This window comes from Streptomyces sp. NPDC033136 (genome assembly GCF_055578235.1).
This window is the reverse complement of sequence record NZ_JBVIPD010000008.1, coordinates 141,171-161,921: the sequence shown is the minus strand read 5'-3', so window position 1 is coordinate 161,921 and position 20,751 is coordinate 141,171. Positions and strand designations below refer to the sequence as shown.

The window sequence follows — 20,751 nt, the reverse complement described above, 5'->3', positions numbered from 1 at the left end:
CATCGTGCACCACGCTGGTATATGAGCCAGGGCACACATGGAGGTGGTTGACGATGAGGGCTGTCGTATACAAGGGGCCCTTCGAGGTAGCGATAGAAGAAGTGGAGGATCCTGGAATCCAGCATCCGAACGACGTGATCGTCCGGGTCACGTCGACGGCCATCTGCGGCTCGGACCTGCACATGTACGAGGGCCGTACCGCCGCGGAGCCGGGGATCGTGTTCGGTCACGAGAACCTCGGCGTCGTCGAGGAGACAGGAGAGGGAGTCACCTCGCTCAGCCGCGGCGACCGGGTGGTCATGCCGTTCAACGTGGCCTGCGGCTTCTGCAAGAACTGTACGGCGGGGTTCACGGGCTTCTGCCTGACCGTGAACCCGGGCTTCGCCGGCGGTGCCTACGGTTATGTCGCGATGGGCCCCTATACCGGAGGGCAGGCGGAGTACGTACGCGTTCCGTACGCCGACTTCAACTGTCTCAAGCTCCCGGAGGGCACCGAGAAGGAAACCGACTTCGTCCTTCTCGCCGACATCTTCCCGACCGGTTACCACGGCAACGAACTGGCCGACGTGCGTCCGGGTGAGAGCGTCGCCGTGTACGGCGGCGGTCCGGTCGGGCTCATGGCCGCCTACTCCGCGATGCTGCGCGGCGCGAGCAAGGTGTTCGTGGTCGACCGGGTGGCGGAACGGCTGCAGAAGGCGGAGGAGATCGGCGCCGTGCCGGTCGACTTCACCCAGGGCAACCCGGCGGAGCAGATCAAGGAGCACACCGACGGCCAGGGCACGGACAAGGGTGTCGACGCCGTCGGCTACCAGGCCCAGGCCCAGGGCGAGGACCGCGAGGAACCGGCGATCGTGCTGAACTCGCTCGTCGAGACGGTCCGGCCGACGGGTGCTCTCGGTGTGCCCGGCCTGTACGTCCCGAGCGACCCGGGCGGGCCGGACGACCAGGCCAAGCACGGCATGCTGATGGTCGCCGTCGGGCGCCTCTTCGAGAAGGGGCTCCGCGTGGGCACCGGCCAGTGCAACGTCAAGCGGTACAACCGCCAGCTGCGGGACATGATCATCGAGGGCCGCGCGAAGCCGAGTTTCGTCGTCTCGCACGAGCTGCCTCTCGACCAGGCCCCGTCGGCGTACGAGAAGTTCGACAAGCGCGTCGAGGGCTACACCAAGGTCGTCCTTCATCCGCACGAGTGAGTGAAGGACGGCGCCGGGGCCGCTCGCGGCCCCGATCGTCCTGGTGTGACGTGCGTCCGGCACGGACGCGGAGAGAGGCCGGTGAGGATCCCCGTCCGCACGGAGTCCTCACCGGCCGGTTTTCGCCGGTGTCAGGCGCGGAGCAGCTCCCGGTCGCCGTCGCCGCGGTCGGTGTCCGTGCGCAGGCCCTCGCCCTCGACGTCCACGTTCGGCAGGGCCCGGTCCAGCCACTTCGGCAGCCACCAGGCCGTGCGGCCGAGGAGTGCCAGGACGGCCGGGACGATGGCCATGCGGACGATGAACGCGTCGAAGAGGACCGCGATCGCCAGGCCGAAGCCGATCATCTTGACCATCGACTCGGACGAGCCGATGAAGCCGGCGAAGACGGCCATCATGATGACCGCGGCGGCGGTGACGACCCGGGCGCCGTGCCGGAACCCGGTGACCACGGCCTGGGCGGGCTTCTCACCGTGGACGTAGGCCTCCCGCATCCGGGTCACGAGGAACACCTCGTAGTCCATCGCCAGGCCGAAGACCACGCCGACCATGAAGATCGGCATCATCGACATGACCGGTCCGGTCTGCTCGACGCCCATCAGGTCCGACAGCCAGCCCCACTGGAAGACCGCCACGACGGCGCCGAGGGCCGCCATCACGGACAGCAGGAAGCCGAGGGCCGCCTTCAGCGGGACCAGGATGGAGCGGAAGACCACGATCAGCAGGAGGAAGGCCAGGCCGACGACCAGGACCAGGTAGGGCACCAGCGCGTCGTTGAGCTTCTCGCTGACGTCGATGTTCATCGCCGTGCTGCCGGTCACCAGGACGTTCGCGTCCGTGCCCGCCTTGATGTCCGTGCCCGCGTCCCGGATGCCGTGCACCAGGTTCTCCGTCGTGACGGAGGACGGCTTGGAGCCGGGGATGACGGTGATGGTCGCGGTGTCGCCGGCCTTGTTGGGCTGCGGCGGCGTGACCGTCACGACGTTCTTCAGGCTCTTGATCCGGTCTCCGGTCTCGGCGAAGGCCGCCTTCGGGTCGTCGCTGTCCTTCGCGTCGACGACGACCATCAGCGGGCCGTTGAAGCCCGGCCCGAAGCCCTCGGAGAGGAGGTCGTAGGCGCGGCGCTGGGTGGTGGAGGTGGGCTGGGAGCCGTCGTCCGGCAGGCCCAGTTCCAGGCTCGCCGCCGGGACGGCCGCCGCACCGAGGCCGACGACGCCGAGCAGCAGGACCGCGACCGGGCGGCGGACGACGAAGCTCGCCCAGCGCGTGCCCAGGTTGGGCTTGGCCGGCTCGTCCTGCTCGGCCTGTGCCTTGGCCCGGCCGAGCAGCCTGCCCTTCTCCCCCGCCGGCTTCACCCTGCGGCCCGCGTACCCGAGCAGCGCCGGGATCATGGTCAGGGCGATCAGCACCGCGATGGCCACCGTGCCGGCAGCGGCGACACCCATCTTCGTCAGCATCGGGATGTTGACGACGGCCAGCCCGACGAGGGCGATCACCACGGTCAGGCCGGCGAAGACCACCGCGGAGCCGGCCGTGCCGGCGGCCCGGCCGGCCGCCTCCTCGCGGTCGCGGCCCTCGGCCAGTTCGGCGCGGTAGCGGGAGACGATGAACAGCGCGTAGTCGATGCCGACCGCGAGGCCGATCATCATCGCGAGGGTGGAGGTGGTCGTGCCCAGGTCCAGAGCACTGGCCAGGGCGGTGATCGCGGAGACGCCGATGCCCACGCCGACGAGCGCCGTCAGCAGGGGCAGCCCGGCCGCGACCAGTGAACCGAAGGTGATGACGAGGACGACCGCGGCGACGGCGATGCCGATGATCTCGCTGGAGCCGGTGTGCGGCACCGCCTGCAGCGCGTCACCGCCGATCTCGACGGTCAGCCCGGCCTCCCGCGCGTCCCGCGCGCTGTCCTGCAGGGCGTCCTTCGCGGCGTCGTCCAGCTCCATGCCGGAGACCTTGTACGACACCTGCGCGTACGCGATCGTGCCGTCCTTGCTGACGGCCTTCACCTGGTACGGGTCGGTGACGCCGGTGACCTCGGAGCCGTCGGCCAGCTCCTTCACGGTCTTGCGGACCGTCGCCTTGTTGCCCGGGTCGGTCATCTTCTCGCCGTCCGGCGCCTTGAAGACGACGCGTGCGGTGGCGCCGTCGGCACTCATGCCGGGGAAGCGCTGTTCCAGCAGGTCGAAGGCCTTCTGGGCCTCGGTGCCGGGGATGGAGAACGAGCTGTTGCCCGCGGCGGGGGCGCCGGCCGCGCCGACACCGGCGAGGGTCAGCAGGGCCACCCATATCAGGGCGACGAAGTGCCGCCGCCGGAACGAGAGCCGGCCGATCTTGTAGAGGAATGTGGCCACGAGGGCGTACTCCCGGTCAGTCGTGGGTCTTCAGGGCAGGGGTGATCAGCCCGACGACGTGAGCGGAGACGTCAGGTGTGGGCTAGCAGCGGGGACTACTCGGTGGGTACGCCGAGGGCGGGGAGGACCACGGCGTCGATGTACGAGGCAAGGAAGGCCGACGTGGGCGGCCTGTCGTCGAGGACCGAGCAGGTGACGAAGGCGCCCAGCATCATGTGCACCACGAACTCCAGGGCGGGGCAGTCCGCGCGGACCTCGCCCCGGTCGACCGCGCGCTGGAGCACCCGGCGCGAGTCCGCGATCTCCGGCTCGATGATCTGGCTCCGGAACTCGCTCTGGAGGTCGGGATTCGCGTGCAGCGCCGTGGCCAGCCCGCGCATCAGCGCGCCGCTCTGCTCCAGGTCGGCGTCGTCCGCGCGCTCCATGAGGGCGTGGAAGTCGCCGCGCAGCGACCCGGTGTCGACCTCGTCGAGGTTCTTGACCGGCTTGTTGTGCCGGAGGGCCTTGACGACCAGCTGTGCCTTGCCGCCCCACTGGCGGTAGAGCGTGGCCTTGCTGGACCGGGTGCGAGCGGCCACGGCGTCCATGGTGAGGGCGTCGTAGCCGACTTCGCGGAGCAGGTCGAGCACGGCCGCGTACAGCTCGGCCTCACGCTCGGGGGTGATCCGACTGCGACGCGCGGTGGCAGCCTCAGCCATCTCTCTCACCTTCCTGCTCTGAACGGCACTGGTTCTGAACGGCACTGCTCGAACGACACTGTCTCGTACGTCACGAAGGTAGCGCACCTCCAAAGAAAACGAAACGGTTTCGTACGTGCGCTGCGTCACGAGGTGACACGGCCGCCGGTTTGTCAGAACTTGCCGCACTCCGTCCCCCGGCAAAGCATGAAAGCGTGACCTATCTGCGTCTGCCGCATCTCCATGACGACCTGCTGTGCTTCGTGGCCGAGGACGACCTCTGGCTCGCCCCGCTCGACGGCCCCGGCCGTGCCTGGCGGCTCACCGTCGACCGCACCAAGGTGGGACACCCCCGCTTCTCGCCCGACGGCCGCCATCTCGCGTACACGAGCTGGCGCAGTCTGGTGCCCGAGGTCCATCTCGCCCCGGTGGACGGCGGCCCGGGCCGGCAGGTGAGCCACTGGGGCAGCGCCGACACCCGGGTCTGCGGCTGGACCCCGGACGGCGAGATCCTGGCCGTGGCCTCGCACGGCGAGCCCTTCTCGTACTTCACCTGGGCCTACAAGGTCTCCCCCGACGGCCACCCGGGCCGCAAACTTCCCTGGGGCCCGGTCGCGGACATCCAGGTCGCCGATCTGGACGGGGAGCGCAAGTCCCTCCTCCTCACCGGCACCCCACCGCACGAACCGGCCTCCTGGAAGCGCTACCGGGGCGGCGCCACGGGCCGGCTGTGGCTGCACGGCGAACGGCTACTCGAAGGCCTGGACGGCCACCTGCACTCCCCCATGTTCGTCGGCGGCCGGATCGCCTTCCTCTCCGACCACGAGGGCGTCGGCAACCTCTACTCCTGCGCCTACGACGGCTCCGGCCTGCGCCGCCACACCGACCACGACGCCTTCTACGCCCGGCACGCCGCCAGCGACGGCACCCGGGTGGTGTACCAGTGCGCGGGCGACCTGTGGCTGGTCGACGACCTGTCCCCGGACTCCGAGCCGCGCCGGCTGGACGTACGGCTGGGCGGGCCGCGCACCGGGCGGCGTCCGTACCAGGTGGCGGCGGCCCAGCACGTCGACGGGATCTCGGTCGACGAGACCGGCCGGGCCGGCGCGGTCGTCGTACGCGGCAGCCTGTACTGGCTCACCCACCGGGACGGCCCGGCCCGCGCCCTCGCCGACACCCCGGGCGTCCGGGTGCGGATGCCGGAGATGCTCGGCGGGAGCGGGCGGGTGGCGTACGTGACGGACGCGGAGGGCGAGGACGCGATCGAGATCGCCTTCCTGCCCCGGGCGAGCGGCGTCCGCGGGCCGAGGCGGCTGGCCCCGGGGGCCCTGGGCCGGGTACGGGAGCTCGTGTCCGACCCGGAGGGCGAGCGGCTGGCGGTCGCCTCGCACGACGGCCGGCTGCTCCTCGTCGACGTGGCGGAGGGGTCCGACGGCGCGGTCACCGAGCTGATCCGGTCGGACAACGGGCCCGTGCGGGACCTCGCCTTCTCCCCGGACGGGGCCTGGCTGACCTGGTCGCACCCGGGCATCGGGCGGGCGCTGCGGCACATCAAACTGGCCCGGCTCGCCGGAACGGCGGACGGGGACAGGTTCGTCGTCGACGTCACCGACGGCCGCTTCGAGGACGAGAACCCGGTCTTCACACGCGACGGCCGCTACCTCGCCTTCCTGTCCTGGCGCGGCTTCGACCCGGTCTACGACGTGCACACCGGCGACCTGTCCTTCCCGCTGGGCTGCCGCCCGTACCTCGCGCCGCTGTCCTCCGCTACGCCCTCCCCGTTCGCGCTGAACCCTGAGGGCCGCCCGGCCGCCGGGGGCCTGGACCCGGTGGAGGACGACGAGAACGGCGACGGCGGCGCCGTGACCGTCGAGGCCGAGGGGCTGGAGAGCCGGGTCACGCCGTTCCCGGTGACCGCCTCCAAGTACTCGGCGCTGCACCCGGTCGCGGGCGGCGGGCTGGTGTGGCTGCGCTGGCCGATCTCGGGCGCGCTGGGCGAGACGTTCGCCAACCCGGACGACACCAGCGGCCGGCCGACCCTGGAGCACTTCGGCATCACCAAGGCCAGGAAGTCCGAACTCGCCCAGCACCTGGACTTCTTCGCGGTCAGCGGCGACGGAAGCCGGCTCGTGATCGTCGACGAGGGCGAACTGCGCGCGGTGCCCGCGACCGAGCCGGGCGACTCCGACTCGACGGTGTGGATCGACGCGCGCCGGATCCTGCACGTGGTCGACCCGGCGGCTCAGTGGCGGCAGGCGTACGAGGAGGCCGGGCGGCTGATCCGGGCGTACTTCTGGGAGCCGGGCATGTGCGGCATCGACTGGGAGGGGGTGCTGGACCAGTATCGTCCGCTGGTCGAACGGGTCGCCTCCCCGGACGAGTTCGCGGACCTGCTGCGCGAGGTGCTGGGCGAGCTGGGCACCTCCCACGCGTACGTGACCGCCGCCCGGCGCAACGAGGGCCCGCCGCACTACCAGCGCCGGCAGGGCCTGCTGGGCGCCAACTTCGTCCGCCGGGACGGCGGCTGGATGGTCAAACGGATCCTGGCCGGCGACTCCTCCGACTCCAGGGCCCGCTCACCGCTGGCCGGTACGGGCATCCGGGAGGGCGCGCTCCTCACCCATGTCGACGGCCGCCCGGTGGATCCGGACGCGGGCCCGTACCCGCTGCTGGCGGGCGCGGGCGGGACGACCGTGGAGCTGACCTTCTCCCCGGCGCAGGGCACGGGCCCGCCCCGGCGGGTCGCCGTCGTGCCGCTGACCGACGAACGGCCGTTGCGCTACCAGGACTGGGTGGCCAAACGCCGGGCGGTGGTGCGGGAGTTGAGCGGGGGACGGTGCGGTTACCTGCACATCCCGGACATGGGCGGTTCGGGCTGGGCTCAGTTCAACCGCGACCTGCGCATGGAGGTGTCCCGCCCGGCACTGATCGTGGACGTGCGCGGCAACGCGGGCGGACACATCAGCGAGCTGGTCATCGAGACGCTGAGCCGCACGATCCTGGGCTGGGACCTGACCCGCGACGCCCAGCCGGTCTCGTACACCGCGAACGCGCCGAGGGGCCCGGTGGTGGCCCTGGCCGACGAGGCGACCTCCTCCGACGGCGACATGATCACCGCCGCGTTCAAGCTGCTGAAGCTGGGCCCGGTGGTGGGGCAGCGCACCTGGGGCGGGGTGGTCGGCATGACCGGCCGCCACGAGCTGGGGGACGGCACGGTGATCACGGTGCCGATGAACGCGGCCTGGTTCGAGGCGTACGGCTGGTCGGTGGAGAACAAGGGCGTCGCCCCCGACGTCGACGTCCTGCGCACCCCGCTGGACTGGGCCGAGGGACGGCATGCCCAACTGGCCGACGCGGTGGAGCTGGCCCTGGGGCTGCTGGAGACCAACCCGCCCGCGACGCCGCCGGCCTACGGCGACGTACCGGACCGCTCCCGTCCGAAGCTGCCGCCGCGGACCCGGCCCGGGACGTGAGGAAGGGGCGCCCCCGCGCGGGGCACCCCTTCCTTTCAGCACGCGACGTCAGGCGTAGTCGTCCTGGTCGAAGCGGTCCTCCTGCTCGCGCTCACGCTCGCGGTCGCGATCGCGCTGCGGCTGCGAGGGGTCCATGTCCTCGTCACGCCGGCGGCCGCGGCCCTGCACCTGCTCGCGAGCCTGGTCCGCCTTCTCGCGGGCCTGGTTCTGCCACTGCTCGGACTTCTCCTGGAACTGGTCCTTCATACCCATGTGGGTTCACTCCCGTTGGGGGTGAGGGGATCTGGCTCGTTCAGATTCACACGGGCCGTGACCGTCCGCATGTCGATCACTCACGGAGCGTAGTGCGCTGCTGTTCGTCGGCCGCTCCACCCGCCCCGACCAGGCCCGTGCGGATGCCCGTCAGCCGGTCCGCGAACCGCCGCATCTCACGCCGGCCCACCGCCCCGATGACCCCGGGCAGGTAGCCGCGCACGCCCTGCATCCCGCGCAGCCACCACTGCCCGTAGACATGGCCCGACCTGCGCTCGATGCCGGCCACGAGCCGGTCCACCGCCGGTCCCAGCGGGTACGTCTTGTTGGACGGCCAGGGCAGCCGCTGCCTCAACTCTCGCATGACGTCGTCCTGGTCGGCCCCGCGCACCATGTCGGTGTCGGTCCACGACAGATAGCCGACTCCGACCGTCACGCCCCGGTACCCGACCTCGGCGCGCAGGCTGTGGGCGTACGCCTCCACGCCCGACTTGGACGCGCAGTACGCGGTCATCATCGGCGCCGGCGTGATCGCCGCGAGGGACGCGATCTGCAGCAGATACCCCCGGCTCTCCAGCAGCAGCGGCAGGAAGGCGCGGGCGGTCACCGCCGAGCCGATCAGGTTGACCTCGATCACCCGCCGCCAGGACTCCGGGTCGGAGTCGGCGAACGGCCCGCCGGTGGCGACACCGGCGTTGGCGACCACGATGTCGACCCGGCCGAAGCGCTCCTTGACCTCGCTCGCGACCCGGGCCATCGCCTCGTGGTCGGTGACGTCGGCGTGCCAGTGGTCGCTGTCGCTGTGCAGCCGCCCGGAGACCTGTTTGAGGGCGTCCGGCTCCAACCCGACCAGTGCGATCCGCACGCCGCGTGCGGAGAGCTTGCGGGCCAGCAACTCCCCTACCCCGCGCGCCGCCCCGGTCACCACGGCGACCCTGCCTTCGAGGCTCACCCTGCTCATGCGCTCTCCTCGGTGACGACCTGGATGTGTGCGTGGACGAGTTCACGTATCTTCCGGGTGACCAGCTCGGGCGCCTCGAGCGGCGTCATGTGGCCGATGCCGGGCAGCTCGGTGATCCCGGTGCAGTGCGGCAGCGCTTCGGCCAGGGCCCGGGCCCGCACCGGCGGTGTCAGCCGGTCCGCCGTACCGACGACCACGGCCGTGGGCGCGGTCAGCTCCCGTACGCCGTGGTCGAGGTCGAGCAGGTCCAGCACCTGCGACCAGGCGTGGCGGACCGTGCGGGGGCAGGCGTGCACGATGCGGGCGCAGGCCTCGACCACGTGCGGGGCCGAACCGGGGCCCATGGTCCCGTACTTGAGGATCCGGCGGGCCGGCGGTGTGACCGGGCCGAGCGGGGCGCGGGAGCCGAGGATCCGCCGGGTCAGCCAGGTCCGCAGCCGCCCGGGCCGCAGGGGGATGACGGTGGAGGCCGCGACCAGCTGCGAACTGCCCGTGCTGCACAGCAGGACGGCGGCCGTGTGCGCACGGAAGGCGGCTCTCCCGGAGGCCGCCATCACGGTCATGCCGCCCATGGAGTGCCCGGCGATCACGGCCTGTTCGCCGGGCGCGAGGGTCGCTTCGAGTACGGCTTCCAGGTCGTCGGCGAGCGCGTCGGTGCTGCACGCCGGGCTCGCCGGGCTGCGTCCGTGGCCGCGCTGGTCGTAGGCGATGACCCGGTGGTCGGCGGCCAGGGCGCGGATCTGAGGCGCCCAGAAGGCGGTCGAGCAGGTCCAGCCGTGGGCGAGGACGACGGCGGGGGCGCCCTCGGGCCCGTGCACCTCGACGTGCAGCCGGGCGCCGTCGGCGGAGACGGCGGTCAGTTCGCGCGCGGGAGCGGGCGGGGCGTAGGGGCCGGAGTCGACGGCGAGGAGGCGGCTCACGCGTCCACCCCGGCCTTCTTCGCGGCCTGCTGCTCAGCCATCTGCGTCACGGGGGCCCGCACGACGTCGTACTCCGTGAGGTCGACCCGTCGCGTCGCCCGCCGGAACTCGGCCGTCGTGCCGGGCCAGATGGTGGTGTTGCGGCCGCTCGCGTCGAGGTACCAGCTGGTGCAGCCGCCGGTGTTCCACACGGTGCGCTTCATCCGTTCCTGCACCCGGTGGTTCCAGGCGCGCACGGCGCCCGGGCGGGCGTCGAGGGCGACCCGGCCTCCCCCAGAGCCCGAAGGGCCTGGGGGGACCCCCAGGACGTCGAGCTGGCGGACGAAGTCGGCGAGGTAGTTCAGCTGCGACTCGATCATGAGGATCATCGAGGAGTTCCCGAGGCCGGTGTTGGGCCCGATGATCGTCACCAAGTTGGGGAAGCCGGCCGCACTGGCGCCGCGCAGGGCCTCCATGCCGCCCTTCCATGCCTCGGCGAGGGTCCGCCCGTCGGCGCCCACGACCCGGTCGGCGATGGGCATGTCGGTGACGTGGAAGCCGGTGCCGAAGACGATCGCGTCCACCTCGGCCTCGCTGCCGTCGGCGGCGACCAGGGCCGAACCGCGGACCTCGGCCAGGCCGCTCGCGACGACGTCCACATTCGGCTGCGCGATCGCCGGGTAGTACGCGCTGGACAGCAGGATCCGCTTGCAGCCGATGCGGTAGTCCGGAGTGAGCTTCGCCCGCAGGGCCGGGTCCTTGATGGCGCGGGCCATGTTGCGCTTGGCCAGCCGCTCGACGAGGCCGAGTTCGTTCGGGCGCTTGGTGAACGCCTGGACCTGCAACTCCCGGATGCCCCACAGCAGTCCGCGCCGCAGCTGCGAGGTGATGGGCAGTTGCCGGTGCAGCCACCGCTCGGGCCCGCTGATGGCCCGGTCGACACGGGGCATGACCCACGGCGGGGTGCGCTGGAAGAGGGTGAGCCGGGAGACGTCCGGCTGGATGGACGGCACGATCTGGGCGGCCGAGGCGCCGGTCCCCACCATGGCGACGCGCTTGCCGCGCAGGTCGTAGTCGTGGTCCCAGCGGGCGGAGTGGAAGACCTTGCCGGGGAAGGAGTCCAGGCCGGGGATGTCCGGCACCTTCGGGTCGGACAGCGGCCCGGTGGCCGACACGACGATGTCCGCCGACAGGTTTCCGCTGCTGGTCTCGATGTCCCAGCACAGCCGCTCGGCGTTCCACGTCATCCGCTTCACCTCCGAGTCGAAGCGGATGTGTGGCCGCAGCCGGAAGGTGTCCGTCACGTGTTCCAGGTAGGCGCGGATGTGCTCGTGCCCCGAGAAGGTGCGCGGCCAGTCGGGATTGGGCGCGAAGGAGAAGGAGTACAGGTGGGACGGCACATCGCACGCACAGCCCGGGTAGCTGTTGTCCCGCCAGGTGCCGCCGACGCTGCCGGCCCGCTCCAGCACGACGAAGTCGGTGATCCCCTCCCGGCGCAGCCGCACGGCGGCCCCCAGCCCGCCGAACCCGGACCCGACCACCGCGACCCGCACATGCTCGTGTTCGCGCTCGCCCATGCCGACACCTCCACACACCACGAGAACCATGCCAGTGAACACTGGCGCAATGGGAGCGTAGGGCAGCACCGTACCGCTGGGTAGGGGGCGGGCCAGGAAAGTTACCCTCGGTACGCCTTAAGGTGCCCAGGTGGCCGAGAAGCGTGAATACCGCATGGAAGAGCTGGCCCGCATGGCCGGGATCACGGTGCGCACCCTGCGCTTCTACCGCGAACGCAAGCTGATCCCGCCACCCCGCCGCGAGGGCCGCATCGCCTGGTACGACGACCAGCACCTGGCCCGGCTGCGCACGATCACGGCCCTGCTGGAGCGCGGCCACACCCTCAGCGGCATCGCGGAACTGGCGGAGGCCTTCGACCACGGCCGGGACGTCGGCGACCTGCTCGGCGTCGGCGGCCCCACCGAGGAGGAACCGGTCCACCTCACACCCGAGGAACTCGCCGACCACTTCGCAGGCGAGGCCACCCCGGAGAACCTCGCCGCCGCCATGGAACTCGGCTACCTCGGCACCGACGGCGGCGAGATCGTCCACATCAGCCGCCGCCTCCTGGACGTCTCCTCGGCCCTGGTCCGCGAGGGCATCCCGCTCGCGGAGGTCCTCGGCGCCGCCCAGGAGGTCCGCACCCACGCCGACGCCCTGGCCGACCTCTTCACGACCCTGGTCCTGCGCCACGCCTCCGACCAGGACCTCCCCCGCCTGCGCCCGCTGGCACGGAGCGTGGTGGAGGCGGAGCTGTCGCTGGCGCTGGACCGGAGGATGCGCGGGGGCGGGCGCTGACGGCCGGCAGGTCCTAACGGTCGTAGGCGACGGTCACCGGCGCGTGGTCGGACCACCGCTCCGCGTGCGTGGCGGCCCGCTCCACGAACCCCTTGACGGCCCGCTCGGCGAGGCCGGGGGTCGCGAGGTGGTAGTCGATCCGCCAGCCGCTGTCGTTATCGAAGGCCCGCCCACGGTAGGACCACCAGGAATACGGCCCCTCCGTGTCCGGGTGCAGGGCCCGGACGACGTCGACGTACCCTCCGTCAGCCGGGTCGAGGACCCGCCCCAGCCACTCCCGCTCCTCCGGCAGGAACCCGGAGTTCTTCTGGTTCGCGCGCCAGTTCTTCAGGTCGGCCTGCTGGTGGGCGATGTTCCAGTCGCCGCAGACCAGCACCTCGCGCCCCTCGGCGGCGGCACGCTGCCGCAGCCCCTTGAGGTAGGCGAGGAACTCGCCCATGAAGCGTTCCTTCTCGTCCTGCCGCTCGGTGCCGACCTCACCCGAGGGCAGGTACAGCGAGGCGACGGTGACCCCCGGCAGATCCGCCTCCACGTACCGTCCGCTGCCGTCGAACTCGGCGGACCCGAAGCCGACCTGCACCCGGTCGGGCTCGCGGCGGCTGTACAGGGACACTCCGGCCCGCCCCTTGGCGGCGGCCGGCGCGTGCACCACATGCCACCCCTCGGGCGCACGGACGTGCTCCGGCAGCTGCTCCGGCTCGGCCCGCACCTCCTGCAGGCACAGCACATCGGCTTCGGTCCCCGCGAGCCACTCGACGAAGCCCTTCTTCGCGGCGGCACGCAGCCCGTTCACATTCACAGAGGTCACAGTGAGCACCCGGGCACGATACCGGCACGCTGGACGAGGTCCAGTTCCGGATCGAATACGGTAGCGGCCATGCGCATACGCCGGGTCTCCTTCGACCACCCCGACGCCGTGAAGCTGAACGACCAGGTCCAGGCCGAGTACGCCGTCCGCTACGGGGACGACGGCGATGCCACGCCCATGGCCGCCGCGGACTTCGACCCGCCGAACGGCGTCTACCTGATCGCGTACGACGAGGACGGCACCCCCGTCGCCTCGGGCGGCTGGCGCGCCCAGGACACGAACGGCGAGGGCAACCTGGACGGCGACGCCGAGCTCAAGCGCATGTACGTGATCGAACAGATGCGCGGCCGGGGCCTCGCCCGCCGCATCCTGTCCGCCCTGGAGGAGGACGCCCGGCTCGCCGGCCGCGTCCGCATGGTCCTGGAGACCGGCACGAAGCAGCCGGAGGCCATCGCCCTCTACACCTCCAGCGGCTACGAGCCGTGCGCCAAGTTCGGCTACTACCGCCACTACGACTCGAGCCGCTGCTTCGCGAAGCGGCTCTGATCAGCTGGAGATCGTCCCGAGCAGCGGGGAACGGGGTCGCCGACGGCAAGGGCACGCGCGAGGCACCAAAGGCCGCTCGCGCTGCGACCCTCTCTTACCAGACCGTGGTGTCGGCGGGCACCCGGATGATGGCGGCGATGGCTCGCCGGGAGCCCGGCAGCGTGGAGCTGCTCCTCGCCACACTGCCGGACGCCTTCCGGTGGGTCCGTTTCCTGCCCGAGCCCGACCTCCACGCCTTCGCCGTCGAACCCCGGGAGACCTGCTGGATCACCTTCGCCGGTACACAGTGCAGCCAGGTTGGCGCCGGCACTGTGCCCCAGCAGATCCATCCGGTCAAGGCGGAGGTGCTGACGCAGGGCGTCGACGTCGCCGACAAGTCGGTCGCAGCGATACGAGGCGGTGTCGTCAGGGATCGCGGACTGGCCGGTGCCACGGAGGTCGAGCATGATCAGGCGGTGATGCGCGGAGAGACCTCCGAGGTCACCGAGGTAGGCGGAGGCCCGCATCGGGCCCCCGGGCAGGCAGACCACAGGAAGGCCGTCGCCGATGACGTGGTACGCCAGCTCGGTTCCGTCATACGCCGCGAAGGTGGGCATGTCCGAGACCCTGTCAAGAACGCTCAGGCGCAGCAACCGAGTTGCGCCCAGGGGACGTTGCACATTCCCAACTGCCAGATGCGTCTTGGCCTTGCTCGCAGGCATCGGGCAGCTTGAGCATGGCCCGCAGCGGAGCCTCGTGGCCGGTCGCGATGTCTTCAGCGGCCTGAGACGGCGCCCCGCCCCAGCTCCGATCAAGGACCGCTGCCCTCCATCGCCCCGGACAGAGTTGTGCAGGCTTCGGAAACGACAAAGATCCCGACCGATCGTGAAGATCGGCGGGATCTCGGTCAACCGCCCCCGAGCGAACTCAAGAACAGTCGTGCGTGGACCTGAGGGGATTTGAACCCCTGGCCCCCTCGATGCGAACGAGGTGCGCTACCGGACTGCGCCACAGGCCCTTGCAACGAGTGAAACCTTAGCACCCCGATCGGCCTGCTTGGAAATCCGTTCCCGAGGGGCCGTCACCTGCGGCTTCGCGGGGCTACTCGTTGGCGGCCCGGGGCCGCTCCCCGTCCTCGTACTGGTCGAACAGCGGCGTGCGGCCGCGCTCCCGCGCCCGCCGTGCGGAGGCAGCCCGGCGGGCGTCGGTGCGCCCGTCGTCGTCCGCCGCGTCGTGCGGATGGGGGTCCGCCTCGGCCGGGTCGGCGGCGTCGGTCTCGGGCTCCGCGTCGGGGGCGACCGTGCTGGAGCGGGCCGAGCTCCAGGTGTCGGGGGCGCCCAGGTCCACGTCGCTGGTGGCCCGGGGGGCGACCGGTGCGGTCACGTACGTCGGCAGCGGCACCGGCACCGGCTCCCAGCTGTCGCCGCCCTGCCCGGGCCGCCGCTGCCGCTCGCGCTGCTGGTCGACCCACTCGGCGTGGTCGGTCTGCTCGACGAGGGCGCGCCGGTCCGCCGCGAGGGCCGACAGGCCGGGGTCGGTCACCGGCCCGGGTCCCTCCCCCGGTTCGTCGGCCTCGTCATCGGTCAGGGAGCGCCGACGGGGCTGGCGCTGGCGCTCCCGCAGCCGCTGGGCCGCGGCCTCGGCCCGGCGGCGGTCCATCTGGTACGCGAAACGGCGGCGCTCCTGGGAGCGCAGGTGCGCGATGTAGACGCTGAGCATGACGGCGGGCACACCGGGGGCCCACAGGAACGCCAGTCCCCCGACCGCGGCGACGATCGCGCCGAGTGTGAAGGCGAGGAACAGCATGGTGGTGGTGCGCCGGCGGCGCGCGAGCACCTTCGAGCGCCGGGCCCGCGCCGCGGCCGCCTCGGCCTGCGGGGACATGCGCCGGGCCGCGGGCACGCGGCTGCGCGCGCGTTCGGCTCCCGCCGCTGCCGCCGCTGCCGCCGCGCTCGGCGCGGGCGGCGCCGGGCGGGCCGGCTGCTCGGGGGCGGGCGACGGTACGGGTGCCTGGGTCTGCGGACGGGTCTTGGACACGGCGAAGGCCCGGACGTCCACCGACTCGGTGACGGCGTCCAGGTCGTCGGCGTCCCGCTCCCCCTCGTCGGTGGAGCGCGCCTGCAGGTCCCTGGCGTATCGGCGCTCCATCCCCGCCCGTCCGGACAGCAGCCGGATGGCGGTGCTGAAGCGTTCCGTCGGACGGGCCTCGTTCAGCTCGTCCTGCCTACGGAGCCACATCGGCACCAAGTAGGCGGCCCAGGCCCCGACAATGACTGCGTAGATGAGGCCGCTGCTGCTCACGCCTCACACCGTAGAGGGGTTTGCGTGAGGCCATCCGCCAATTGAGCCGGTGTGTCGCACGATCTGGCTGATATTTCGAACTTTTTTTGCGACAGATGCGATCAGCGGACCACTCAGGCCGGAATTCATTGCCCCAAGACGGTCATCACGCGATCAATTTCGAACAAGTATTCAATTTCCGGGGCGGTGCCGGATTCCCGGATTACTCTGCGATCGTGCCCGGTGCCAGCGTCTGAGCAGCCCGTCCGGCACCTCTTCCGCCGTGAGCGCGAAGACCAGATGGTCGCGCCAGCCGCCGTCGATGTGGAGATAGCGGGGCCGCAGGCCCTCCTCGCGGAATCCGAGTTTCTCCACCACCCGGCGGCTGGGGCCGTTCTCGGGTCGAATGCAGACCTCGATGCGGTGCAGTCCGACCGTGCGGAAACAGTGGTCCACGACGAGCGCGACCGAGGTCGGCATCACGCCGCGGCCGGCCACCCCCTCGTCGACCCAGTACCCGACGTGCCCCGAGCACATCGATCCCCAGGTGATCCCGGCGACCGTCAACTGCCCGACCAGCCGCCCCTGGTACTCGATGACGAAGGGCAGCATCCGGCCCGCGTTCGCCTCCGCCCTGAGGTGGCGGACCATCTGGCGGAAGGTCGGGCGGTGCCCCATCGGCCCGCCGGGCGCGGGCGGCGGAATCGTGGCCTCCCAGGGGCGCAGCCAGTCGCGGTTGCGCCGGTTGACCTCGCGCCACGCCCGCTGGTCGCGCAGCTTTATCGGCCTGAGGACGATGTCGCCGTCCACCAGCTCGACGGGCCAGGACGGGCTGTTCAGCTCACACCCCCGCTGCCGGGTCTGGGGTGGTCGCCGCCGCGGAGCTGCTCGACGGCGTGGACGAGCAGCGGCTCCAGGACGGCCAGGCCGTCCTTCACACCGCCGCTGGATCCGGGCAGATTGACGATCAGCGTGCCCCCGGTCACTCCGGCCAGGCCCCGGGAGAGCGCCGCGGTCGGCACCTTCTCCCGGCCGAAGGCCCTGATGGCCTCTGCGATGCCCGGCACCTCGTGGTCGATCACCCGGCGGGTGGCCTCGGGGGTGCGGTCGGTGGGCGAGATGCCGGTGCCGCCCGTGGTGACGATGACGTCGTAGCCGGTCTCGACCCCGGCGCGCAGGGCCGCCTCCACGGGGTCGCCGTCGGGGACGACCTGGGGACCGTCGACCTCGAAGCCGAAGCGCTTCAGACCGTCCGAGATCAGCGGGCCGCCCTTGTCCTCGTAGATCCCGGCGGCGGCCCGGTTCGAGGCCGTGACGACGAGAGCGCGGTAGGTCATGCCCGGCTCCAGTCGCCCGACTTGCCGCCCGTCTTCTCCTCCACCCGTACGTCCGTGATGACCGCTCCCTTGTCGACCGCCTTGACCATGTCGATCACGGTGAGCGCGGCGACGGAGACCGCGGTGAGGGCCTCCATCTCGACACCCGTGCGGTCCGTCGTCTTCACGGTGGCCAGGATCTCCACGGCGTCGTCCGCGACCGACAGGTCCAGTTTCACACCGGACACCGACAAGGGGTGACAGAGCGGGATCAGGTCGGGGGTGCGTTTGGCACCCATGATCCCGGCGATCCGCGCGGTCGCGAGGGCGTCGCCCTTGGGGACGCCCTCGCCGCGCAGCAGTTCGATCACGCGGGGCGAGACGAGGACGCGTCCGCTGGCGCGGGCGGTGCGCGCGGTCACGTCCTTCTCGGAGACGTCGACCATGCGGGCGGCGCCCGCCTCGTCGATGTGCGTCAGCCGGTCCTGTGCGGGGCCGTCCCGCGTGGGTGGGTCCTGCGTGCTCATGCTGTGTGGCGCTCCCGGTCCGGGCCCGTCGCGGTGCGGCGCACGGGCCTGTTGTGCGCGACACGGTACCCCCAACCAGCGCCTCTCAGCCGAGCAGGACCACCTCGACCTCGGTGCCGGGCTCGACGGACTCGGTGTCCTCGGGGACGACGATCAGCGCGTCGGCGTGGGCGAGGGCCGCGACCAGGTGGGATCCGGCACCGCCGACCGGGGTGACCCGCCCCTCGGTGTACGTGCCGCGCAGGAACTGGCGGCGGCCCTTCGGGGAGGTCAGCGCCTTGTCCGCGGCCAGGGCCGCCCGGGTCGTGGGGCGGTGGACGTCCTGAAGGCCCATGAGGGTGCGGATGGCGGGGCGGACGAACAGCTCGAAGGAGACGTACGACGACACCGGGTTGCCGGGCAGGGCCAGCAGGGGGGTGTGGTCGGGGCCGATGGAGCCGAAGCCCTGGGGTTTGCCGGGCTGCATGGCGAGCTTGCGGAACTCGATGCCGCTGCCGGCCTCGTCCTCGTCAGCGACGTGGGACAGGGCCTCCTTGACCACGTCGTACGCCCCGACGCTCACGCCGCCGGTGGTGACCATCAGGTCGGCGCGGACCAGCTGGTCCTCGATGGCGGAGCGCAGGGTCTCGGCGTCGTCGGCGACGGCGCCCACCCGGTAGGCGAGGGCACCGGCGTCGCGGGCGGCGGCGGTGAGGGCGAAGCTGTTGGAGTCGTAGATCTGACCGGTGCCCAGGTCCGTGTCCGGCTGGACGAGTTCGCTGCCGGTGGAGAGCACCACCACGCGCGGGCGCGGGCGTACGCGGACGGTGCCGCGGCCGATCGCGGCGAGCAGGCCGATCTGGGGCGGGCCGAGGATCGTGCCGGCCTCCAGGGCGCGGTCGCCGGCCCTGACGTCGCTGCCCTTGGCGCGCACGTGCGCGCGTGCCGCGGCCGGGCGGTACACCTGCACCTGCCCGGTGGCGCCCTCGGGGCCGAGGCTGCGGGCGCGCATCCCGCGCACCGGGCCCTCGCCGAGCCCGCCGTCGGTCCACTCGACGGGCACGACCGTCTCGGCGCCGGGCGGCAGCGGGGCGCCGGTCATGATGCGGGCGGCCTGGCCGGGGCCCACGTGGAGCAGCTCGGCCTGGCCCGCGGCGACGTCCCCGACGACCTCGAGGGCCGCCGGGAACTCCTCGCTCGCGCCCGCCACGTCGGCGACCCGTACCGCGTAGCCGTCCATCGAGCTGTTGTCGAAGGGCGGCAGGGACACCGGCACCGTGATGTCCTCGACGAGGACACACCCCTGGGCGTCGAGCAGGTGCAGCTCGATGGGTTCCAGGGGGCGGACGGTGGCGAGGATGTCCTCCAGGTGCTCGTCCACCGACCACAGGTGGTCGGGGCCCGAGTGGTCCTGGCCGGTGACGCGGGTCGCGGCGCTGCTCAACGTGCTACATCTCCTCGGCTACGTAACTGCGAAGCCAGGTCCGGAAGTCCGGGCCCAGGTCTTCACGTTCGCATGCGAGTCGGACAATGGCACGCAGGTAGTCGCCGCGGTCGCCGGTGTCATAGCGGCGGCCCTTGAAGACGACGCCGTGCACCGGGCCGCCGGTCTTCCCCGCGGCGGTAGCCGCTGATGAATGCGTCTCGGCGAGCTGCTGGAGGGCGTCGGTGAGCTGGATCTCGCCGCCACGGCCCGGCTCGGTCCGGCGCAGTATGCCGAAGATGTGCGGGTCGAGGACGTAGCGGCCGATGATCGCGTAGTTGGACGGGGCGTCGGCCGGGTCGGGCTTCTCGACGAGGCCGCCGACCTTGACGACGTCGCTGTCCTCGGTGGTCTCGACGGCCGCGCAGCCGTAGAGGTGGATCTGCTCGGGAGCGACCTCCATGAGTGCGACGACGCTGCCGCCGCGCTGCTCCTGGACCTCGACCATGCGCTGCAGCAGCGGGTCCCGGGGGTCGATCAGGTCGTCACCGAGGAGGACGGCGAAGGGCTCGTCACCCACGTGCGGCGCGGCGCACAGGACGGCGTGGCCGAGGCCCTTGGGGTCGCCCTGGCGGACGTAGTGCATGGTCGCGAGGTCGCTGGACTCCTGCACCTTGGCGAGACGGCGGGCGTCGCCCTTCTTCTGCAGGGCCGATTCCAGCTCGTAGTTGCGGTCGAAGTGGTCCTCGAGGGGACGCTTGTTGCGGCCCGTCACCATGAGGACGTCGTCGAGACCCGCGGCGACTGCCTCCTCGACCACGTACTGGATCGCGGGCTTGTCCACGACCGGCAGCATCTCCTTGGGAGTGGCTTTGGTGGCCGGCAGGAACCGGGTACCGAGGCCTGCTGCGGGAATGACAGCCTTGCTGATCCGAGGGTGCGACTGAGTCATGCCCGCCACCTTATCCGGTGCCTTTGCATGGAATCTGCGGCTCCGGTTCATAGGCGCTCATATGAGCGTATTGCCATAGTTCGGGAGCAACCATTGAGCCCTATCGCACGTCCGGGCGAGCCTGACAAGCGCGCTTTGCGGCGCGGACTCCTCGCGGTGAGGAGCAGGTTGACGGCGGATGACCTGCGGGAAACGTCGTCGGCACTGGCCGGTCGGGCGCTGGAGCTGCCCGAGTTGGCGCGGGCCGGCACGGTGGCCGCGTACGTCTCGGTGGGGAGTGAACCCGGAACGCTCGCGCTCCTGGACGCTCTGCGCGCCCGGGGCGTGCGCGTGCTGCTGCCGGTGCTGCTCCCGGACAACGACCTCGACTGGGGCGTGTACGAGGGCGAGGGCTCGCTGGCGCGGGTCCAACACGGCGGCAGGATGGCCCTCTTCGAACCCGCGGGCGAGCGCCTCGGGCCGGAGGCGGTGACGAGGGCCGACGCCGTGCTGCTGCCGGGGCTCGCGGTGGACGCGCGCGGGATGCGGCTGGGCCGGGGCGGCGGCTCGTACGACCGGGTGCTGGCGCGGCTGGAGCGGGCGGGGGCCCGGCCTTCCCTGGTGGTGCTGCTGTACGACGCGGAGGTGGTCGAGCACGTCCCCGAGGAGCCGCACGACCGGCCGGTGCACGCGGTGGTGACACCGTCGGGCGTACGGCGGTTCCGGCAGGAGCCCTGACACGGAACGGCCCTCCACGCGTGCGTGGAGGGCCGTCCGGCTGCCGGTTGTCTGCCGTGTCAGTGG

18 protein-coding genes, 1 tRNA gene and 1 pseudogene are annotated in these 20,751 nt (G+C 71.8%); 5 read left to right on the top strand and 15 right to left on the bottom strand.

All coding sequences use genetic code 11. The features are described 5' to 3' along the window. Positions 1 to 53 precede the first annotated feature (53 nt). Positions 54 to 1,193 (top strand): glutathione-independent formaldehyde dehydrogenase, encoded by a 1,140-nt coding sequence (locus ACZ5TL_RS17600; RefSeq protein ID WP_468590690.1) that lies wholly within the window; start codon positions 54 to 56, stop codon positions 1,191 to 1,193. Positions 1,194 to 1,324: 131 nt separating this feature from the next. Here ACZ5TL_RS17600 and ACZ5TL_RS17595 read toward each other — a convergent pair whose 3' ends face one another. Together ACZ5TL_RS17595 and ACZ5TL_RS17590 are read right to left on the bottom strand one after the other, a co-directional pair. Further along, positions 1,325 to 3,541 (bottom strand): MMPL family transporter, encoded by a 2,217-nt coding sequence (locus ACZ5TL_RS17595; protein ID WP_468590689.1) that lies wholly within the window; start codon positions 3,539 to 3,541, stop codon positions 1,325 to 1,327. 95 nt (positions 3,542 to 3,636) lie between these two features. Beyond that, positions 3,637 to 4,239: a TetR/AcrR family transcriptional regulator gene (locus ACZ5TL_RS17590; protein WP_468590688.1), complete on the bottom strand. Its 603-nt coding sequence runs from the start codon at positions 4,237 to 4,239 to the stop codon at positions 3,637 to 3,639. Positions 4,240 to 4,433: 194 nt separating this feature from the next. Between ACZ5TL_RS17590 and ACZ5TL_RS17585 the strand changes: the two genes are divergently transcribed. Continuing rightward, positions 4,434 to 7,691, top strand: coding sequence for a S41 family peptidase (locus tag ACZ5TL_RS17585; protein WP_468590687.1), 3,258 nt, complete (start codon positions 4,434 to 4,436; stop codon positions 7,689 to 7,691). Positions 7,692 to 7,739: 48 nt separating this feature from the next. Here the strand turns inward: ACZ5TL_RS17585 and ACZ5TL_RS17580 are convergent, their stop codons facing one another. From ACZ5TL_RS17580 to ACZ5TL_RS17565, 4 genes are all read right to left on the bottom strand, one after another. Further along, a complete protein-coding gene (locus tag ACZ5TL_RS17580; RefSeq protein ID WP_468590686.1) occupies positions 7,740 to 7,943 on the bottom strand; it encodes a hypothetical protein in 204 nt (67 codons plus the stop codon). 76 nt (positions 7,944 to 8,019) lie between these two features. Beyond that, on the bottom strand, positions 8,020 to 8,904 hold the full coding sequence (locus ACZ5TL_RS17575; protein ID WP_468590685.1) for an SDR family oxidoreductase: 885 nt from the start codon (positions 8,902 to 8,904) through the stop codon (positions 8,020 to 8,022). After that, positions 8,901 to 9,824 (bottom strand): alpha/beta fold hydrolase, encoded by a 924-nt coding sequence (locus tag ACZ5TL_RS17570; protein ID WP_468590684.1) that lies wholly within the window; start codon positions 9,822 to 9,824, stop codon positions 8,901 to 8,903. The genes ACZ5TL_RS17575 and ACZ5TL_RS17570 overlap by 4 nt, the downstream gene beginning before the upstream one ends. Continuing rightward, positions 9,821 to 11,380 carry a flavin-containing monooxygenase gene (locus ACZ5TL_RS17565; RefSeq protein ID WP_468590683.1) on the bottom strand — a complete coding sequence of 520 codons (1,560 nt, stop codon included), beginning with the start codon at positions 11,378 to 11,380 and terminating at the stop codon, positions 9,821 to 9,823. Before ACZ5TL_RS17565 ends, ACZ5TL_RS17570 begins: the two co-directional genes overlap by 4 nt. Positions 11,381 to 11,510: 130 nt before the next feature. Between ACZ5TL_RS17565 and ACZ5TL_RS17560 the strand changes: the two genes are divergently transcribed. Further along, entirely contained in the window at positions 11,511 to 12,158 is a 648-nt protein-coding gene (locus tag ACZ5TL_RS17560; protein WP_468590682.1) for a MerR family transcriptional regulator, read from the top strand. A 13-nt stretch (positions 12,159 to 12,171) separates the two neighbouring features. On the opposite strand, the gene ACZ5TL_RS17555 is transcribed toward ACZ5TL_RS17560, so the two are convergent. Further along, positions 12,172 to 12,975 (bottom strand): exodeoxyribonuclease III, encoded by an 804-nt coding sequence (locus ACZ5TL_RS17555; RefSeq protein WP_468590680.1) that lies wholly within the window; start codon positions 12,973 to 12,975, stop codon positions 12,172 to 12,174. A 60-nt stretch (positions 12,976 to 13,035) separates the two neighbouring features. On the opposite strand from ACZ5TL_RS17555, the gene ACZ5TL_RS17550 reads away from it, so the two are divergent. Continuing rightward, complete coding sequence (locus ACZ5TL_RS17550; RefSeq protein ID WP_468590679.1) at positions 13,036 to 13,512, top strand: GNAT family N-acetyltransferase; 477 nt, start codon at positions 13,036 to 13,038, stop codon at positions 13,510 to 13,512. 284 nt (positions 13,513 to 13,796) lie between these two features. Here the strand turns inward: ACZ5TL_RS17550 and ACZ5TL_RS17545 are convergent. From ACZ5TL_RS17545 to galU, 8 genes and pseudogenes are all read right to left on the bottom strand, one after another. Further along, a pseudogene (locus tag ACZ5TL_RS17545) lies at positions 13,797 to 14,108 on the bottom strand (alpha/beta fold hydrolase); the annotation flags it as partial. A gap of 327 nt (positions 14,109 to 14,435) precedes the next feature. Next, positions 14,436 to 14,509 (bottom strand) — tRNA-Ala (locus ACZ5TL_RS17540). An 83-nt stretch (positions 14,510 to 14,592) separates the two neighbouring features. Continuing rightward, positions 14,593 to 15,792: a divisome protein SepX/GlpR gene (sepX, locus tag ACZ5TL_RS17535; RefSeq protein ID WP_468590677.1), complete on the bottom strand. Its 1,200-nt coding sequence runs from the start codon at positions 15,790 to 15,792 to the stop codon at positions 14,593 to 14,595. A gap of 171 nt (positions 15,793 to 15,963) precedes the next feature. Next, entirely contained in the window at positions 15,964 to 16,584 is a 621-nt protein-coding gene (locus ACZ5TL_RS17530; RefSeq protein ID WP_468590914.1) for a GNAT family N-acetyltransferase, read from the bottom strand. A gap of 23 nt (positions 16,585 to 16,607) precedes the next feature. Further along, on the bottom strand, positions 16,608 to 17,108 hold the full coding sequence (locus ACZ5TL_RS17525; protein ID WP_468590676.1) for a MogA/MoaB family molybdenum cofactor biosynthesis protein: 501 nt from the start codon (positions 17,106 to 17,108) through the stop codon (positions 16,608 to 16,610). Continuing rightward, entirely contained in the window at positions 17,105 to 17,614 is a 510-nt protein-coding gene (gene moaC, locus ACZ5TL_RS17520; RefSeq protein ID WP_468590674.1) for a cyclic pyranopterin monophosphate synthase MoaC, read from the bottom strand. Before moaC ends, ACZ5TL_RS17525 begins: the two co-directional genes overlap by 4 nt. A gap of 85 nt (positions 17,615 to 17,699) precedes the next feature. Next, entirely contained in the window at positions 17,700 to 19,037 is a 1,338-nt protein-coding gene (gene glp, locus ACZ5TL_RS17515; protein WP_468590673.1) for a molybdotransferase-like divisome protein Glp, read from the bottom strand. 4 nt (positions 19,038 to 19,041) lie between these two features. Then, positions 19,042 to 19,968 (bottom strand): UTP--glucose-1-phosphate uridylyltransferase GalU, encoded by a 927-nt coding sequence (gene galU / locus ACZ5TL_RS17510; RefSeq protein ID WP_468590672.1) that lies wholly within the window; start codon positions 19,966 to 19,968, stop codon positions 19,042 to 19,044. A 168-nt stretch (positions 19,969 to 20,136) separates the two neighbouring features. Here galU and ACZ5TL_RS17505 point away from each other — a divergent pair, with 168 nt between their 5' ends. Next, positions 20,137 to 20,685, top strand: coding sequence for a 5-formyltetrahydrofolate cyclo-ligase (locus tag ACZ5TL_RS17505; RefSeq protein ID WP_468590671.1), 549 nt, complete (start codon positions 20,137 to 20,139; stop codon positions 20,683 to 20,685). Positions 20,686 to 20,751: the final 66 nt, after the last annotated feature.

Bases quoted from the DNA above. Each gene is read 5' to 3' on its own strand.
- ACZ5TL_RS17550 (WP_468590679.1), top strand. From the start codon at position 13,036: ATGCGCATACGCCGGGTCTCCTTCGACCACCCCGACGCCGTGAAGCTG.
- ACZ5TL_RS17525 (WP_468590676.1), bottom strand. From the start codon at position 17,108: ATGACCTACCGCGCTCTCGTCGTCACGGCCTCGAACCGGGCCGCCGCC.
- moaC (WP_468590674.1), bottom strand. From the start codon at position 17,614: ATGAGCACGCAGGACCCACCCACGCGGGACGGCCCCGCACAGGACCGG.
- galU (WP_468590672.1), bottom strand. From the start codon at position 19,968: ATGACTCAGTCGCACCCTCGGATCAGCAAGGCTGTCATTCCCGCAGCA.
- ACZ5TL_RS17590 (WP_468590688.1), bottom strand. From the start codon at position 4,239: ATGGCTGAGGCTGCCACCGCGCGTCGCAGTCGGATCACCCCCGAGCGT.
- ACZ5TL_RS17580 (WP_468590686.1), bottom strand. From the start codon at position 7,943: ATGGGTATGAAGGACCAGTTCCAGGAGAAGTCCGAGCAGTGGCAGAAC.
- ACZ5TL_RS17600 (WP_468590690.1), top strand. From the start codon at position 54: ATGAGGGCTGTCGTATACAAGGGGCCCTTCGAGGTAGCGATAGAAGAA.
- ACZ5TL_RS17575 (WP_468590685.1), bottom strand. From the start codon at position 8,904: ATGAGCAGGGTGAGCCTCGAAGGCAGGGTCGCCGTGGTGACCGGGGCG.
- ACZ5TL_RS17565 (WP_468590683.1), bottom strand. From the start codon at position 11,380: ATGGGCGAGCGCGAACACGAGCATGTGCGGGTCGCGGTGGTCGGGTCC.